Source organism: Vibrio sp. YT-16 (assembly GCF_033337405.1).
Taxonomy (GTDB): Bacteria; Pseudomonadota; Gammaproteobacteria; order Enterobacterales; family Vibrionaceae; genus Vibrio; species Vibrio alginolyticus.
Genome location: NZ_JAWOQQ010000002.1, coordinates 194266 through 209936 on the forward strand (window position 1 = coordinate 194266; position 15671 = coordinate 209936).

The 15671-nt window shown below is 43.8% G+C and carries 14 protein-coding genes; 9 read left to right on the forward strand and 5 right to left on the reverse strand.

The genetic code is table 11. The features are described from left to right. Position 1 precedes the first annotated feature (1 nt). The gene (locus tag R7F07_RS04325) at positions 2-616 is read left to right on the forward strand and encodes a response regulator (RefSeq protein ID WP_031777156.1); all 615 of its coding nucleotides are present in this window, start codon (positions 2-4) and stop codon (positions 614-616) included. 90 nt (positions 617-706) lie between these two features. Here R7F07_RS04325 and R7F07_RS04330 read toward each other — a convergent pair whose 3' ends face one another. Beyond that, positions 707-880, reverse strand: a complete 174-nt coding sequence (locus R7F07_RS04330) for a hypothetical protein (RefSeq protein WP_005373524.1) — start codon at positions 878-880, stop codon at positions 707-709. 261 nt (positions 881-1141) lie between these two features. Here R7F07_RS04330 and R7F07_RS04335 point away from each other — a divergent pair, with 261 nt between their 5' ends. Both R7F07_RS04335 and pepT read left to right on the forward strand, forming a co-directional pair. Continuing rightward, positions 1142-2005 carry a DUF6279 family lipoprotein gene (locus R7F07_RS04335; RefSeq protein WP_171342612.1) on the forward strand — a complete coding sequence of 288 codons (864 nt, stop codon included), beginning with the start codon at positions 1142-1144 and terminating at the stop codon, positions 2003-2005. A 170-nt stretch (positions 2006-2175) separates the two neighbouring features. After that, the gene (gene pepT / locus R7F07_RS04340) at positions 2176-3405 is read left to right on the forward strand and encodes a peptidase T (protein ID WP_151515725.1); all 1230 of its coding nucleotides are present in this window, start codon (positions 2176-2178) and stop codon (positions 3403-3405) included. Between the two features lie 82 nt (positions 3406-3487). Here pepT and R7F07_RS04345 read toward each other — a convergent pair whose 3' ends face one another. Continuing rightward, complete coding sequence (locus R7F07_RS04345; RefSeq protein ID WP_005373515.1) at positions 3488-3952, reverse strand: dCMP deaminase family protein; 465 nt, start codon at positions 3950-3952, stop codon at positions 3488-3490. 419 nt (positions 3953-4371) lie between these two features. Here R7F07_RS04345 and vmeY point away from each other — a divergent pair, with 419 nt between their 5' ends. Next, positions 4372-5499 carry a multidrug efflux RND transporter periplasmic adaptor subunit VmeY gene (gene vmeY, locus R7F07_RS04350; RefSeq protein WP_017635193.1) on the forward strand — a complete coding sequence of 376 codons (1128 nt, stop codon included), beginning with the start codon at positions 4372-4374 and terminating at the stop codon, positions 5497-5499. An 8-nt stretch (positions 5500-5507) separates the two neighbouring features. Beyond that, positions 5508-8660, forward strand: a complete 3153-nt coding sequence (gene vmeZ / locus R7F07_RS04355) for a multidrug efflux RND transporter permease subunit VmeZ (RefSeq protein WP_005373507.1) — start codon at positions 5508-5510, stop codon at positions 8658-8660. Positions 8661-8749: 89 nt separating this feature from the next. Here vmeZ and R7F07_RS04360 read toward each other — a convergent pair whose 3' ends face one another. Continuing rightward, positions 8750-10519, reverse strand: a complete 1770-nt coding sequence (locus R7F07_RS04360; protein WP_025767924.1) for a methyl-accepting chemotaxis protein — start codon at positions 10517-10519, stop codon at positions 8750-8752. Positions 10520-10619: 100 nt separating this feature from the next. Beyond that, complete coding sequence (gene arfB, locus R7F07_RS04365) at positions 10620-11033, reverse strand: alternative ribosome rescue aminoacyl-tRNA hydrolase ArfB (protein WP_017635196.1); 414 nt, start codon at positions 11031-11033, stop codon at positions 10620-10622. Positions 11034-11109: 76 nt separating this feature from the next. Here arfB and R7F07_RS04370 point away from each other — a divergent pair, with 76 nt between their 5' ends. Beyond that, positions 11110-11712, forward strand: coding sequence for a beta-phosphoglucomutase family hydrolase (locus tag R7F07_RS04370; RefSeq protein ID WP_318110447.1), 603 nt, complete (start codon positions 11110-11112; stop codon positions 11710-11712). Between the two features lie 88 nt (positions 11713-11800). On the opposite strand, the gene R7F07_RS04375 is transcribed toward R7F07_RS04370, so the two are convergent. Beyond that, on the reverse strand, positions 11801-12793 hold the full coding sequence (locus R7F07_RS04375) for an OmpA family protein (RefSeq protein ID WP_017635198.1): 993 nt from the start codon (positions 12791-12793) through the stop codon (positions 11801-11803). A gap of 202 nt (positions 12794-12995) precedes the next feature. Here R7F07_RS04375 and R7F07_RS04380 point away from each other — a divergent pair, with 202 nt between their 5' ends. The 3 genes from R7F07_RS04380 (at position 12996) to R7F07_RS04390 (ending at position 15637) form a co-directional block, all read left to right on the forward strand. Further along, the gene (locus R7F07_RS04380; protein WP_017819898.1) at positions 12996-13247 is read left to right on the forward strand and encodes a hypothetical protein; all 252 of its coding nucleotides are present in this window, start codon (positions 12996-12998) and stop codon (positions 13245-13247) included. Between the two features lie 5 nt (positions 13248-13252). Then, positions 13253-14305 (forward strand): 3-deoxy-7-phosphoheptulonate synthase AroG, encoded by a 1053-nt coding sequence (gene aroG, locus R7F07_RS04385; protein WP_017635200.1) that lies wholly within the window; start codon positions 13253-13255, stop codon positions 14303-14305. Positions 14306-14464: 159 nt separating this feature from the next. Next, positions 14465-15637, forward strand: coding sequence for an MFS transporter (locus R7F07_RS04390; RefSeq protein WP_171342610.1), 1173 nt, complete (start codon positions 14465-14467; stop codon positions 15635-15637). Positions 15638-15671: the final 34 nt, after the last annotated feature.

Sequence of the window (15671 nt, forward strand, 5' to 3'; positions counted from 1 at the left end):
AATGCTGGTGGATGATCATCCACTCATGCGAAGAGGTATCCACCAGCTTTTAAGCTTTGAGCCTGAGTTTGAGGTTATTGCAGAAGCAAGTAATGGCGCGGATGCAGTAGCGAAAGCGCATGAGCTGGAACTGGATCTTGTACTTCTTGATCTTAATATGAAAGGCATGTCTGGCCTTGATACTTTGCAAGCACTGCGTGCAGATGGCTGTGAAGCCAGAATTGTCATTCTAACCGTTTCGGATAGCCCAGCAGATATAGAAGCAATAGTTCGAAGTGGTGCCGATGGCTATTTATTGAAAGACACTGAGCCCGATGAGTTGGTTGAGTTGCTAAAACAAGCGCACCAAGGGGACAAGGCATACAGCCAAGAAGTTTCTAAGTATTTGAGTGAACGTTCAGAGCAAGAGGACGTGTTTGATACACTGACCGATCGTGAATCGCAGATCTTAAGAGAGGTGGCAAGAGGTTTCCGCAACAAGCAAATTGCCGATCGTCTTTTTATCTCTGAGTCTACGGTTAAAGTACATATGAAGAGTTTACTTAAAAAGCTTCAAGTTCCTTCTCGTACTGCAGCAACCGTCCTTTATCTTGAGCGCTTTGGAGACATCAAATAACATTGTTGGATTTGAATCTGTAATAATAAATAAAATCAAACAGTTATATTGATTCTGACGAATAAAAAAACCGCCTGTTAGGCGGTTTTTTTACTTGTCTGGGCGAATAGAGTACAAGTCACTGTTGTGCTTACCACACTCCAAATAGTACTGATAAGCCACTTTTTTGCTTTCAGCAATGACTCTCATGCAGTGCATTTTCCCCTGTTCAAAATATCGAATCTCATATTCTACACTGGTATCAAGTTGCTCAGCGGCTGCCATACTTCGCCTCCATAAACCATCCAAAAAACATCCATGCAAATTATATGCCGTTATAGGGAGCGTCGTTCGGTACGTTTTTTAGCCGATAATTGCGCTCTAACTCACTTTTTTGCGGATAGCTGTGATCAAAAAGTTAATTTCAAACTCTATATATTATTAAGGTGGCAATCAATATTTGTCACACTGGTGTAAGTTTGCCGCAATACTAAGTGATACAGGTTGAGTATAGAACTTAATCAACAGAAAAGGGAATACGAATAAGTGACTAAATTAAAGGATGTATCTAATAAGGCGCTTCGTTATGGCCTTCTATTTTGTTTCGTATTTCTGCTTGCCGGTTGTGCGAAAAAGTTTTTATACAGCAATATCGATTGGTTCGTGCTCGATTACTTAGAGGACTATGTCTCGTTGCAAGGGGAACAAGAAGTCCTAGTGGAAGAGCGTTTATTATTGTTGGCAGACTGGCACAAGAAAGAGGAGTTACCAATATATATCGAACATTTAAAAGACCTTGAGAGATTAAAAGCGAGCGATATCACCTTAAATTACTTACAAAAAAATCGAGATAGAATGCGAGCGCATTACGATAGAGTGGTCAGCAAAGCAGCACCAGATCTTTTTGCGTTAAGTTTGCAATTAACGAAAGAGCAAGAACGCGAGTTTTTGAGTAATGTACAAGAACATTATCAAGAGCGAAACGCAAAATATGCCGATAAGACAGAAGACGAAGTGCGTGAAATTATTCTGGATAACACTGAAGAGTGGATGGAAGAATGGCTGGGGAATCTATCAGGAAATCAGCGTCAATTAGCTCAAAGATTTTCTCAGCAAGTTATTTTAAACAGCCCTTTATGGAGAGATTATCGAGCCACGGTATATCAAGAGCTCGAATACTTGTTCGACAACAAATCTAATGTTGTGACTTATCAAGATATATTTATGCGACTCTTGTTCGAGCCAGAGAGTTATTATAGTGAGCAGCTTTCTCTGAATATTGACTCTAACTTTGCATTGGTTGATCAACTGACATTAGATGTTTCTCGTTCGATGACCGATAAGCAATGGCGTCATTTTCGTGAAAAGGTTAAAGAGTGGCGAGTACTGGCAGAGGAACTTTTAGATTAAATTCATGCTTCAATGAGCGGAAGCAAAGCGCAAAAGCCTTTCTTATCAAAAAATGATTCAAAGCAAATTCTTATTGAACTAAGAGCGTAACATAGCGTGAGGTTTGATGAGGCAACGTCAGCTTATCAATGCGTGATATGGCCTCATCGTACAAAACAATGAGAATAAATATGAAACATTTAGTTGAAAGATTTCTTCGATACGTCACGTTTGATACCCAATCCAATCCACATGTGACGCTTTGCCCAAGTTCACCTGGCCAGTTTGTGTTTGCTGAGTTACTTAAAAAAGAGATGCTCGAACTTGGCTTAAGTGACGTGACTTTGGATAAAAATGGCTACTTGATGGCTAAACTGCCAGCCAATGTTGATTATGAGGTTCCTCCTATCGGCTTCATTGCCCATATGGATACCGCGCCGGATGCATCTGGCAAAAACGTAAAGCCGCAATTCATCGAAGATTACCAGGGTGGCGATATTGCATTAGGGTTGGGGGATGAAGTGTTATCTCCCGTGCAATACCCAGATTTACATCACCTACATGGCCACAATCTTATTACTACCGATGGCACTACATTACTTGGCGCGGATAACAAAGCTGGTATCGCAGAGATTCTTTCCGCGGTAGCTCTGCTACTGGAAAACCCAGACATTCCACACGGCGACATTTGTATCGGCTTTACTCCGGATGAAGAAATCGGTCGTGGTGCAGATTTGTTTGATGTTAAAAAATTTGGCGCGAAATGGGCATACACTATAGATGGTGGCCCGCAAGGTGAATTGGAATACGAAAACTTTAATGCAGCAAACGCTGATGTAATTTTTCATGGAGTTAGCGTTCATCCAGGTACCGCAAAAGGCAAAATGGTCAATGCGATGAACTTGGCTGCGAAATTTCAAGTTCAAATGCCCCAAGATCAAACTCCGGAAACAACCGAAGGTTACGAAGGGTTCTTCCATCTAAAATCGGCAGAAATGGGCGTTGCACGAAGCGAGCTAGGTTACATTATTAGAGACTTTGACCGTCAAAGACTTGAGGATCGAAAAGCTTTTATGCAGAAACTCGTCGATGAAATGAACACGGGTTTACGCCATGGTTCTGTAGAGCTAAAAATAAAAGACAGCTATTACAATATGAGAGAAATGGTTGAGCCTTACCCTCATATCATTGAGCTGGCAAAGCAAGCGATGGAAGCGTGTGATGTGGAACCGATTATAAAACCTATTCGTGGTGGTACAGATGGTGCTCGTTTATCTTTTATGGGTTTGCCGTGCCCGAATATCTTCACCGGTGGTTTTAACTTCCACGGAATTCATGAGTTTATTTCTGTTGAAATGATGGAAAAATCAGTACTCGTTATTGTCAAAATTGCTGAGCTCACTGCGAAAAAACACAGTTAAAAGACTACGTCGAGACCTCTTGCAGATTTAATAACAAAATAGCCCAGATCTCTCTGGGCTATTTAAATATTAAGATGGAATACTAGCGCACGTCTTTGTCTTCAATTTCAATGTCTTCTAGCGGTAACCAGTCGACTTTCACACCCGCTTGGTCGAACATATCTTGACTGACTTGGATTTTATCTCCCCAGCGAGATAAAAAGTCTTCAGACTGCTCAGGGCAGTGTACGTGTGAGATCCCTGTTTGAATGATCTTTGCCGCGCAGTTAGGGCAAGGAAAATGCGTTACCCAAATATCACATCCGTCTAAGTCACGTTTTGAGAACAAAATTGCGTTCTCTTCCGCGTGCAGTGTTTTAAGGTATTTCAACTCGCGCTCATCGGTGTCGACACTGTCAGAAACACCATGCGGATAGCCATTAAATCCAACAGATACAATGCGATTCTGTTTAGTAATAACGGCACCGACTTGTGTTGATGGGTCCTTACTCCAAGACGCCACTAGTTCTGCCATCTGGTAAAAGCGTTTCGCCCATTTAGAAATCATAGTCATCCTCTCTGTCGAAGGCGTTGAATTAATTGAATGATAACCCATTTATATTAAAAAAATAGTCAAAATCGGGGTCTTGAGTATGAAGGCGTCACTTTTTACCTTTTTAGCCACAAAACGTTCTTATCTTGAGCACTGAATCTCACTTTACGCCCGAATACAATACTCCCGTTAGTGTTTCCAAGCACACGCTAAAATTCGCGATCTCCTAAGGCGTATATTAAATAGTTATGATTGAGTTGTATGTATATTGCTCATTGAATACCACTGTTAACTAAATTACTTTATTTTCCTTTTGTTTCTCATGTTTACATTTAGAAACACCTTGGGCGCTTTTCAGTGAAGTTTTCAGTGGCAGCAAGGAGTAAGGTTGATAGGAATTCAACAATATCCTGTTCTATAAAGACGGTAAATACATGCAAAAGAAACCACTTGTCGCACTAATGGCGGCTACAGCAATCCTCGCTGGATGCGGGGAAGCTAATAATGCCCAAACGAAAGGTCAAGCGCCTCTCGTAGTGACTCAGGATGTCACGGTTATCGACTACCAACCGAGCAAGTCTTATATCGGTCGCATTGAAGCAGTAGAAGATACCAATATTACCGCGCAGATTTCTGGCTACTTAAAAGCTCGTCACTTTGAAGAGGGGCAAATGGTAGAAAAAGGGCAGCTCCTTTACTCTATCGAGCCATCTTCTTTTGAAGCCCAAGTCGCGAGTGCTAAAGCCGCACTTGCACAAGCTAAAGCGGCGCTAAAAAAAGCCGAATTAGATCATACTCGAGGTAAAAACTTGTTGCCTCGCGGTAGTATCTCTCAATCTGAGTTTGATGCTTTAACTGCGGCACTTCTTGGTGCGAGAGCAGAGCTAGAAGCGGCAAATGCTCAACTTAAACTTGCTGAAGTTAACCTTTCCTATACTCAAATCCGAGCACCTTTTAGCGGACGTATTAGTGATACCAAAGTTAGTACGGGTGATCTGGTTTCTCCGTCATCTGGCGTGCTGACAACTCTGGTGAGTTTAGATCCAGTTCATACCTCATTTAGTGTGAGTGAGCGTGAGCGTTTAGCTATGGGTATGGATCAAGTAAAAGGTGATGGCTCGGCTGAATCAAACCGCGTTGAAGTTCAGCTTGAACTGGAAAATGGACAGTTTTTTGAGCATCTTGGTAAGCTTGATTTCTTAGGTAATCGTATTGACACCAAAACGGGTACGATTGCTATGCGCGCGCTAGTGCCAAACCCAGAGCAGAAGTTACTTCCGGGTCAACACATCAAAGTGAACTTGAGAGATAAGAACACGAAAGACGTTATTGTTATCCCACGACGTGCCGTACAGACTGACTTAGAAGGTGACTTTGTGATGGTGATGGCTGAGGGAAGTGTGGCAGAGCGTCGTAACGTCGAGCTTGGCCCTCAGGTTGAACAAGGCATTATCATTCGAGAAGGGCTCGATCAGGAAGATACGGTTATTACACAAGGCCTACAACGTGTGCGTAATGGTGTAGAAGTGCGCCTTCAAGCACCTGCTGAAGATAAGCAGTAGGGGGCACTATGTTAAGTCGTTTCTTTATTCAGAGACCTAAATTCGCGCTGGTTATTTCGATCATATTAACGCTAGCCGGCGCGATCTCACTGGCGATTTTGCCAGTGGCTGAGTATCCACAGATAAGCCCGCCATCAGTAAGCGTTTCGGCTTACTACACTGGCGCGAGTGCGGAAGTTGTCGAGCAGGCCATTGCGGACCCCATAGAGACCTCAGTCAACGGCGTTGAGGATATGATATACATGTCTTCAAAGAGCGCGAACGATGGCTCTTACAGCCTAAACGTCACGTTCGATGTTGGCACCGATCCAGATATGGCGCAAGTTAACGTGCAAAACCGCGTGTCACAGATTGAGTCAAAACTGCCTCAAGAAGTTCGCATGGTTGGTGTGACGGTGAAAAAGCGTTCACCTGACTTGCTGATGGTACTTAACTTCTATTCACCTGATGGCAAATACGATGATCAGTTCTTGATTAACTACATTAACTTGAATGTAAAAGATCAGTTGGCTCGTGCGAAAGGTATCAGTGAAGTTAACGTGATTGGTGGTGGCGAATACGCAATGCGTGTTTGGTTAGATCCTGAAAAAATGGCCAACCTTAAGCTAACCACGTCAGACGTATACGCCGCTTTGGCTGAACAGAACGTTCAAGTTGCGGCAGGGCGTGTAGGTGCAGCACCATACAACAATCCGCAAGAAGTTCAGTTTAACCTTGTGACCAAAGGTCGCTTGGAAAGCGTGAGTGAGTTTGAGAACGTAGTCCTTCGAGCTAATCCCAATGGCTCTACGGTTTATCTGAAAGATGTTGCTCGCGTTGAACTAGGCAAAAAGTTCTACGATGGTAACGGTAAGTTCCGTGGCCAGGACGCGTCAATCGTTGCGTTGTCTCTTCAATCGGATGCGAATGCGTTAGAAAGTGGTCAGGCCGTCATGGAGCTCCTTGAAGGCTTGAGCAAAAACTTCCCAGAGGGAATGGAATACGAGACCAGCTACGATACAACCGTGTTCGTATCTGAATCGATCAAAGGGGTAGTAAAAACACTGATTGAAGCGATTCTATTGGTGATTGCTGTAACTTACTTGTTCTTGGGTAGTGCGCGTGCAACGTTGATTCCTGTTGTCGCGATCCCCGTTTCTCTGATTGGTACGTTTGCCATCATGCAGGCAACGGGCTTCACCATTAATACGGTTACTTTGTTTGGCTTGATCCTTGCGATTGGTATCGTGGTGGACGATGCGATTCTGGTTATCGAAAACGTCGATACTACCATGGCGAAAGACCCAAGCATTTCACCGCGTAAAGCGACGTTGCTAGCGATGAAAGAAGTAACGGGACCAATCATCACGTCGACCTTGGTTCTACTTGCGGTATTCATACCCGTCGCCATGCTGCCAGGTATCACCGGTATCATGTATCGCCAGTTCGCTTTGACCATCTGTATTTCGGTTGTGATTTCATCCATCAATGCATTGACGCTGTCTCCAGCACTTTGTTCTCTGGTATTGAAGCAGGGTGGGGGCAATACCGCTAACTGGTTCCAGGCTTTCAACAGAGGCTTAGAGCGCATCACTACGCGTTATGGCCAGATCGCTGGTTTCTTGGTGAAGAAGTCTTTACTGCTCGTGACGTTCTTTATAGTTGCTATCGCAGCGGTCACTTTCTTTGCGAAAACCACCTCTACAGCGTTTGTTCCTCAAGAAGATAAAGGCATTTTGCTGGTTAACGTACAGCTACCAGATTCAGCCTCTTTATCACGTACTGAAGAAGTCACCAATGATTTAATGAAAATGATCGGTGAAGAGCCTGGTGTGGATGGTGTGACGGTTGCGAACGGTTACTCGTTTATGACAGGCGCAGCAGCATCAAACGGTGCTTCTGTATTTATCAAATTGCATGACTGGGATACTCGTAACTCGCTGCAAGGAGAGCACTCTGCTAATGCTATCGCGGCACGTATTAACGGGCGAGCGGCGACAGAGTTACCTCAAGCGGTTGTTTTTGCGATGGGACCACCGGCGGTTCCAGGTATGGGCGCTGCGTCTGGTTTTGAGTTTGTGCTTGAAGACACGCTAGGGCGAAGTCGTACCGACTTGTCGATGGTCATGGGAGAAATGATCCAAGCGGCTAACCAAGCGCCTGAAATTGCCTACACGTTTAGCACGTTCCGCGCGAATGTTCCGCACTACTACGTTGATATCGATCGTGAGAAAGCGCAGCAATTAGGTATTTCGCTGTCGTCTATTTTCCAAACCTTGCAAGGCAACTTAGGTTCGCTTTATGTGAATGACTTCACCATGTTTGGTAAGAACTTCCGCGTAACCATGCAAGCTGATAGCCAGCACCGTAGCAGCATGGAAGATCTAGAGCGTTTCCATGTTCGTTCTTCGAACGGTGATATGGTTCCGTTAAGTACGCTAGTGAGCTACGAGCAAGTGTTTGAGCCTGATGTGGCATGGCGTTACAACATGTACCGCAGTGCTATCATTCAAGGCCAACCAGCTCCGGGTTACTCTAGTGGTGATGCGATTGCCGCAATGGAACGCGTTGCTGCTGAAGTTCTTCCGCAAGGGTACACGTATGAATGGACAGGTATGGCTTATCAGGAAGTGCTTGCGGGCAACCAAGCCATTTATGCGTTTGCGCTGGCTTTGATATTCATTTACTTGTTTATGGTGGCTCAGTATGAGAGTTGGAGTATTCCACTGGCTATTATTTTGGTGGTCCCAGTAGCAACGTTAGGTTCCTTCCTTGCGTTGAATCTAACTGGCACGCCGCTTAACTTGTATGCCCAAATTGGTCTTGTCTTGCTCATAGCCTTGGCGGCGAAAAACGCAATTTTGATTGTGGAGTTCGCCAAGCAAGAGCGTGAAGAAAAAGATGCTGATATCGATAGTGCAGCGGTTAAAGGAGGCACGTTACGTTTCCGCGCTGTGAATATGACATCTTGGTCATTTATCCTGGGTATCTTCCCGCTTATCTTTGCCGCTGGTGCGGGGCACGTGAGTCAAAACTCACTCGGCGTGTCGCTGATTGGTGGTCTATTGTGTGTGCTTCTAGCAGGTACATTCTTGATCCCAGGCTTCTACGCCCTGGTGCAAAGGCAGCGTGAGAAAGTTCATGGCGGCAACACCAAGCTGGTTCCTCTTGATGATGAATAATCACATCCGAAGTGCGCAGTAAGCACGAAGTGACAATTGAAAAAAAGCCCGAAGCGATGATTGCCTCGGGCTTTCTATTTTGAAAAGGGTTATTTTAGCGCAGTTTTGAATTGTGCAACGGCTTCATCCATATCATGAGCTTGAGCAGAGACAGAGTTCACTTCGTGCAAGCATTCCTGAGCGGATTGCATGTTATTCTCAGATATTGCGTTTAGCTCGGTGATTGAACCGCTAACTTGGTTCATAACGATACCTTGTTCTTCAATTGCTGAAGCTATGCGCTCCGAATTACCTTGAATTGAATGCATGTCAGTGATGATCTGCTGTAGGCTAGAATCCAGTTTTTCAGAAGCATTAAGTGTTTGTTGCCCTTGATCGTTACATTGATCAATATCAGCAACAACTGTAGACATTTGAGTTTGAATGTCTGCAACGACCCGCGTGATTTCCTCTGTGGATTGATGAGTTCGGCTAGCTAGGGCGCGTACTTCATCGGCGACAACTGCAAACCCGCGGCCTTGTTCGCCTGCTCGCGCGGCTTCAATTGCTGCGTTGAGAGCTAGTAGGTTGGTTTGCTCTGCTATTTCTTGGATGATGTTCACGGCACCACCAATTTTATCTACATGCTGATTCAGCGAGCCAATCGACTGCTGGCTGTTTGATAAAATCGTGGTTAGTTGACCGATGTTGGTTACCGTCGCCTCAACAACTCCTCGACCTTGTTCGGCATTATTCGCTGCCTGATGTACGCCTTCTACCGCAACTGATGTGCTTTCAGAGATTTCACCTATTGTGGCAACCATTTGCTGAACTGCCGTCGCCATTGATGCAGTGTGGTCAGTTTGAGTGTGGAATTGCTCCATAACGCCTTCTAACTCACGATGCATATTATCGGTACTTGCAGTGAGTTGCGCCGATTTTTCTTGGGTACTACTAATTAGATGCTCAAGCTTATCCAATAGGTCATTGAGGTGATGACTGATATCAAATAGCTCGTCTTGACCTTTCAAATCAGATCGAAGTCCCATATTGTTCGTTTCGCTGATACTTCGAATGGTGCCAAGTAAGCTATTCACTCGCGTATTGATTGAACGTGAAATTTGCCAAATCAATGCGAAAATAACGACTAAGATCAGAGCTGTAATGACCTGCTTGATGGTCGACATTTGTTCATCACGTTGTGCGGCAGCAGAGCTAAGGGCTGTGGAAAAGGTTTCAAATTGCTCTTCTACGGCATGAGATAATGCGCGAGTTTCACCGAGTAGGCCTTTGTCATAAGCAACCCCAACAACTTGCTTTTGGGCCGCCAATTGCTTACCTGTTTTGATAAGCTCAGGAGCATATTGCCCCTCAAGCAAGTCACTATTGAATAGTCCTGCTTTTACCGCAGAGTCAAAACGGACTAATGCCAATAACTGCTGGTGGTCTGAACGTTGTTTTGCTTCTAATAGTGCTTGTTCGTAACCAGCGAGAAGCCCACTCTTTGAATCAAGCCCGTATCGTTGGTAAGCGCTGACCAGATTCTGAAAGCCCCTTTGGTATGCGAGCAAGTCTTGCTTAAATTGTTGACTGGAAGGTAATTCATTACTCTTGAGTATATTCGCAAGCTCTTTTTCTGTGTCTATAAACTTGTCAACATTGGCGTCAAACTTATTTAGATATTTGTCATTACTACGTAGTAGGAAATCTTTTTCATTTCTGCGTAAGTTGAGTAAGCGTATTTCTAGATCACCAACGAGTTTGATGGCGTGATTAAGGTCATTGCTCTTATTTTCAAAATGGGATGACGTACCCAAAAGGGCCACGATGCCTAAAATGGCGATAACTCCGAGGAAGTAGAGTTTTTGCCTAATAGTCATATTGTTGTTTCCTGAATAAGTAACTAAAAAGAGAAATCCAATGAGATTTCCAAGGGCTAGCAAACGTTGTTCAACTAACATGTCGAGAAAACGACATGCACTAATACAGCACTTTTTTACGTTGCTGTTTTTTCGCTCCGTGCTTGTTTTTTGTATCAAGTCGTCGGCGTTGAGAAGCGCGGGTTGGTTTCGTTTTAATACGCTTCTTCTCCTGTAAAGCGGCAGCTTTTATTAATGCTTGAAGCCGATTTAGGGCGTCTTCCTTATTTTGTTCTTGTGTCCGAAATTGTTGCGCTTTGATGATGATCACGCCATCTTTACTTATACGACTATCAGAAAGTGCAAGTAATCGCTCTTTGTAAAAGTCAGGTAAGCTGGAATGCCGGATATCAAAGCGCAGGTGTATAGCGGACGCTACCTTGTTAACGTTCTGGCCACCATTTCCTTGAGCTCTAATTGGGGATAATTGAATTTCCCACTCTTGAATTGTGACGGAGTTCGAAATTTTGAGCATGATAAGTAAATGCCGGTAAGGACGATTGAAAGAGCTGATAAATTAACATTACAGATGCACAAATAGAAGAAAAGACATGAGCACGATTGATTTTAGACCCTATGAGGGATTCATATTTGATATGGATGGTACTCTAATCGATACCATGCCAGCCCACTTGGCAGCTTGGCAAGCAACTGCTGAGCGTTTTGATTTTCTGTTTTGCCAGGAATGGTTTCACAGTTTGGGAGGGATGCCGAGCTTTAAAATTGTTGAGGAACTAAATCGTGTGCATGAGCTTTTATTAGATCCTAAAACTGTCGCGACATTTAAAATGGAAACATTCGCTGCTATGGAGCTTCATGGTGACGTTATTCCTTGCACGAACATCGTGTTAGAGGAATATTTAGGCCATAAGAAAATTGCAGTCGGTACTGGCAGCCAACGAGAAAGTGCCATGCGCTTATTAAGTCATGCAGGTTTATTAGACAAGTTGTATGTTGTAGTAACCGCAAGTGATGTAGAGAACCATAAACCCTTTCCAGATACCTTTTTGATGGCCGCGGAACAACTCGACTTGGAGGCGTCACAGTGTCTTGTGTTCGAGGATACTGAGTTGGGGAAGCGAGCGGCGCATGCAGCTGGTATGGATTGCGTTATGGTGCAAGATAATGAGTTGATCTTTTTCCCAAAACCATAGTGGCAATATCCCTTAATATGAGATCAAAATGGGGTGCAAATGCACCCCATTAATTTTTACCACATCATCGATCATGAATCATAGATGCTTATTCTGGTTGAACTAGCTCTTGGTATTCAAATGAAGGTACCACAACTTCTACGCGACGGTTTTTCTCACGACCTTCGCGAGTGCTGTTGTCAGCAACTGGGTTTTCTTCACCCATACCTTTAACTGTCAAACGATCTGAACCAATGCCAGCTGCGGTTAGGTAATCAGCAACAGATTGAGCACGACGCTCAGACAGTTTTTGGTTGTATGCCGCAGGGCCTGAGCTATCCGTGTAACCAGTAATCTCTACTTGAGCTTGAGGATATTCGTTCAAGAATGAAACAAAGTTGTCCAGACGTTCAGAAACGGAATCTGTTAACTTAGCACTATCGAATTCAAACGTACCTGTACCGTACTCTTCTTTGTGCACCTTGCTCATCATCACTGGTTCTGGATCTGGCTCGATCACTTCTTCCGTTACAACTGCTGCAACAACTGGAGCTGCTGCAAATTTGTAGTTAACACCGATACCAAAGAAGTTAGCATCCATGTCGTCCCACACGTCGTCAGACATGTCTTGGTAGCGTTGGTATTCAGCGCGAACACTCCAGTTTCTATCGATCGAGTATTCAGCCCCCAAAGAACCTGTTGGGACAAAGTCTGTTTCGTCATCAGACATCATGTAAGCACCACCGATCTTAGCAAACAGATTCCAAGAGTCGTTTAAGTGCCAGTTGAATTTAGGTGCAAGTGTTAAAGCCGTTAGATTGCCGTCAATCGTATTAACCGTGTTAGCCCCTGACATCGAGTTAGCTTTGTAGTCGCCTAAGAAGTCTACGCCGTACTCTAGCCCAATGATATCGGTAAAGTCATAACCGATATGTAGTCCTGCACCGAACGCTTCATCATCACAAGGGCTATTTAGATAGCAAGCGTCGTCAAGTGTAGTCATGCCCACTTTGCCCCCGATGTACATTTCAGCTTGAGCAGAGTTTAAAAGCGCGCTACTACCAGCTACCACTGCTGCTACTGCAATTGCTACTTTGTTCATAATGTTTCCTTGTATTGATTGCATATTAACTTCTACTTCGTTTTATCAAAAAATTAGAAAAAACCAGCGTTTATAAGAAATTAGTTTAATATTCTAATCATTTCATATCAAGCAACAATATATTTGAACTTGATCAACATTTACTACCCAAAAATACCTCACAAACTTCTGATATTTCTTACATTGTAGTAAAGATTTTTTGGTGCATAAGAAAATTGATGATTATTTTGAACTTTTTTTCGTAAACTTTACTTTACATTGTGCGTGGTGGTTAACAGGTGGTTTTTATTTGCATTTATTTGCAAAAACTGATTGCAAGTCTACGCCTAAGCCGATAAGTTACTTAAACGCTAGACAGAAAATGACCACAGCCCTTGATGCTGCTCGCTTTGTGAACAATGTTGCAATGAGTTCAGTTGGTAAAAATGGGGTCGGAAATAAAACCAGGAAGTAGAAGTAATGTTTCAAACTGATGATGTAAGAATAAATAGAGTAAAAGAGTTATTGCCACCTGTTGCAGTATTAGAGAAGTTCCCAGCGACTGAAACCGCTTCTTCGACCACTTTTGATTGCCGTAACGCCATTCACAATATTCTTGAAGGAAAAGACGATCGATTACTCGTGATCGTTGGCCCGTGTTCTATTCACGATCCGGCTGCCGCGGTTGAGTACGGTAAAAAGCTAAAAGTACTACGTGATGAACTGGGCGAGCAGCTTGAGGTTGTTATGCGAGTTTATTTTGAAAAGCCGCGTACAACCGTTGGTTGGAAAGGCCTTATCAATGACCCTTACTTAAATGACACCTATAAGCTAAATGATGGTCTACGTATCGGACGTAAACTTCTTCTTGATCTAACCGATATGGGCTTGCCAACGGCAAGTGAATTCTTAGATATGATCACACCTCAGTACGTGGCGGATTTGATCAGTTGGGGCGCTATCGGTGCTCGTACGACAGAATCTCAGGTTCACCGCGAGCTAGCTTCTGGTCTTTCTTGTCCTGTAGGTTTCAAAAACGGTACAGACGGGAATATTAAAATAGCGAGCGACGCGATTCGTTCTGCAAGCGCTTCCCATCACTTCCTTTCAGTAACAAAATACGGTCATTCCGCGATCGTAGAAACCGCTGGTAATCCAGACTGCCATATTATTCTACGTGGCGGTAAAGAACCAAACTACAGTGCAGCACATGTAGCTCAAATTAAAGATGAGCTGGACACTGCAGGTCTGCCGAAAAAAGTGATGATTGATTTTAGCCATGCTAACAGCTCGAAGCAGTTCAAGCGTCAAATGCTGGTGTCTGATGATGTATCCGAGCAAATCTCTGCTGGCGAAGAAGCCATTTTTGGTGTGATGATCGAGTCTCATTTAGTTGAAGGTCGCCAAGACTTAGTGGATGGCAAAGCAGCCACTTATGGTCAGTCGATTACTGATGCATGTATTGGTTGGGAAGATACGGAAACGGTACTTCGTCAGCTTTCTGATGCAGTAAAAGCGCGCCGCAACAAGTAAGCTCAACAGAAAAACTTTTTAAAAGCGAAAAGTGAATAGTGAAGAGCCAGAGGTACTATGCCTCTGGCTCTTTTTGTTGAGAATTACTCTCATATCTTTCTATTGTTTCTGCTTTCCTATATGTTATCTGTATACGTTGTAACCAAAAGGAATTTGGAATTGAATCGTAATGTATGGCTTCTATCTCTCTGCCAAGCCTTATTAATGACAGGGAATATTTTACTCATATCTGTTATTGCCCTTATTGGCAAAACACTTGCGCCGTCATCAAGTTTTATCACATTACCAGTTGCACTGCAGTTTTTGGGACTGATGGCCGCGACAATTCCCGCGTCGCTAATTATGGGCAAGTTAGGGCGTCGCCTTGGTTTTAGCCTTGGTAATGTCATTGGCATTTTGGGTGCTAGTCTAGCGACGTATGCATTAAGTCAACAAAACTTCTATCTGTTCTGCATGTCTACGTTTTTGCTTGGTGTTGGTATAGGTTTCGGTACTCTATACAGGTTTGCTGCCATTGAAGTGTGTGAAGAGTCGGCAAGGCATAGGGCGATTTCGATATCTATGGCGGGTGGGGTGTTAGCGGCGATCCTTGGACCTAATTTGGCGGTGTACTCACAGCAGTGGTCAGGTGATGGCTTATACATTAGTGCATTTGCTGTGCTTGTCGTGCTTTATATAACCGCTTTGGTTGTGCTACAAACCATTCGTTTTCCACCTGCACACACGCAGGCGCTACACGCTAAGGCGGATAAGCTGAGACTGATTATTCGTCGACCTAATTTCATGCTGGCAGTTATCGCGGCAATGGTTGCGTACGCGGTGATGAACATTTTAATGACAGCAACTCCTTTAGCGATGATTGGTTGTGGCTTTGATTTTGATAAAGCGGCGGGAGTGATCGAATGGCACGTGTTGGGTATGTTTGCACCTGCGTTTGTCACGGGCCGTCTGATAGAGCGGTTTGGCGCTAAGAATATGATTTTAGGGGGTGGATTGCTATTTGTTGCTTGTATTGGAATTAACATACATGGAGTGTCTATCTGGCATTTTAGCCTTGCTTTAATCTTGTTAGGAATAGGGTGGAACTTTATGTTTATCGCAGCCACCGGGCTGTTTAGTCAAAGTTATGAAGCGAAAAACAGAAGTAAGGCTCAAGCGTTTAATGAATTCTTCGTGTTCAGTTGTGTCACCATTACCGCATTACTATCTGGTTGGCTTGAGTCTACCGTAGGTTGGCAGAATCTTAATTTGTATGTTCTTCCATTTGTGTTACTCGTTATCGCGATGTTTGCGTTAAAAACGAATAAAAAGCCAGAATCACAAACCGCTTAATTAAGTCTTAATATATAACCCGGCCGATCGTGTC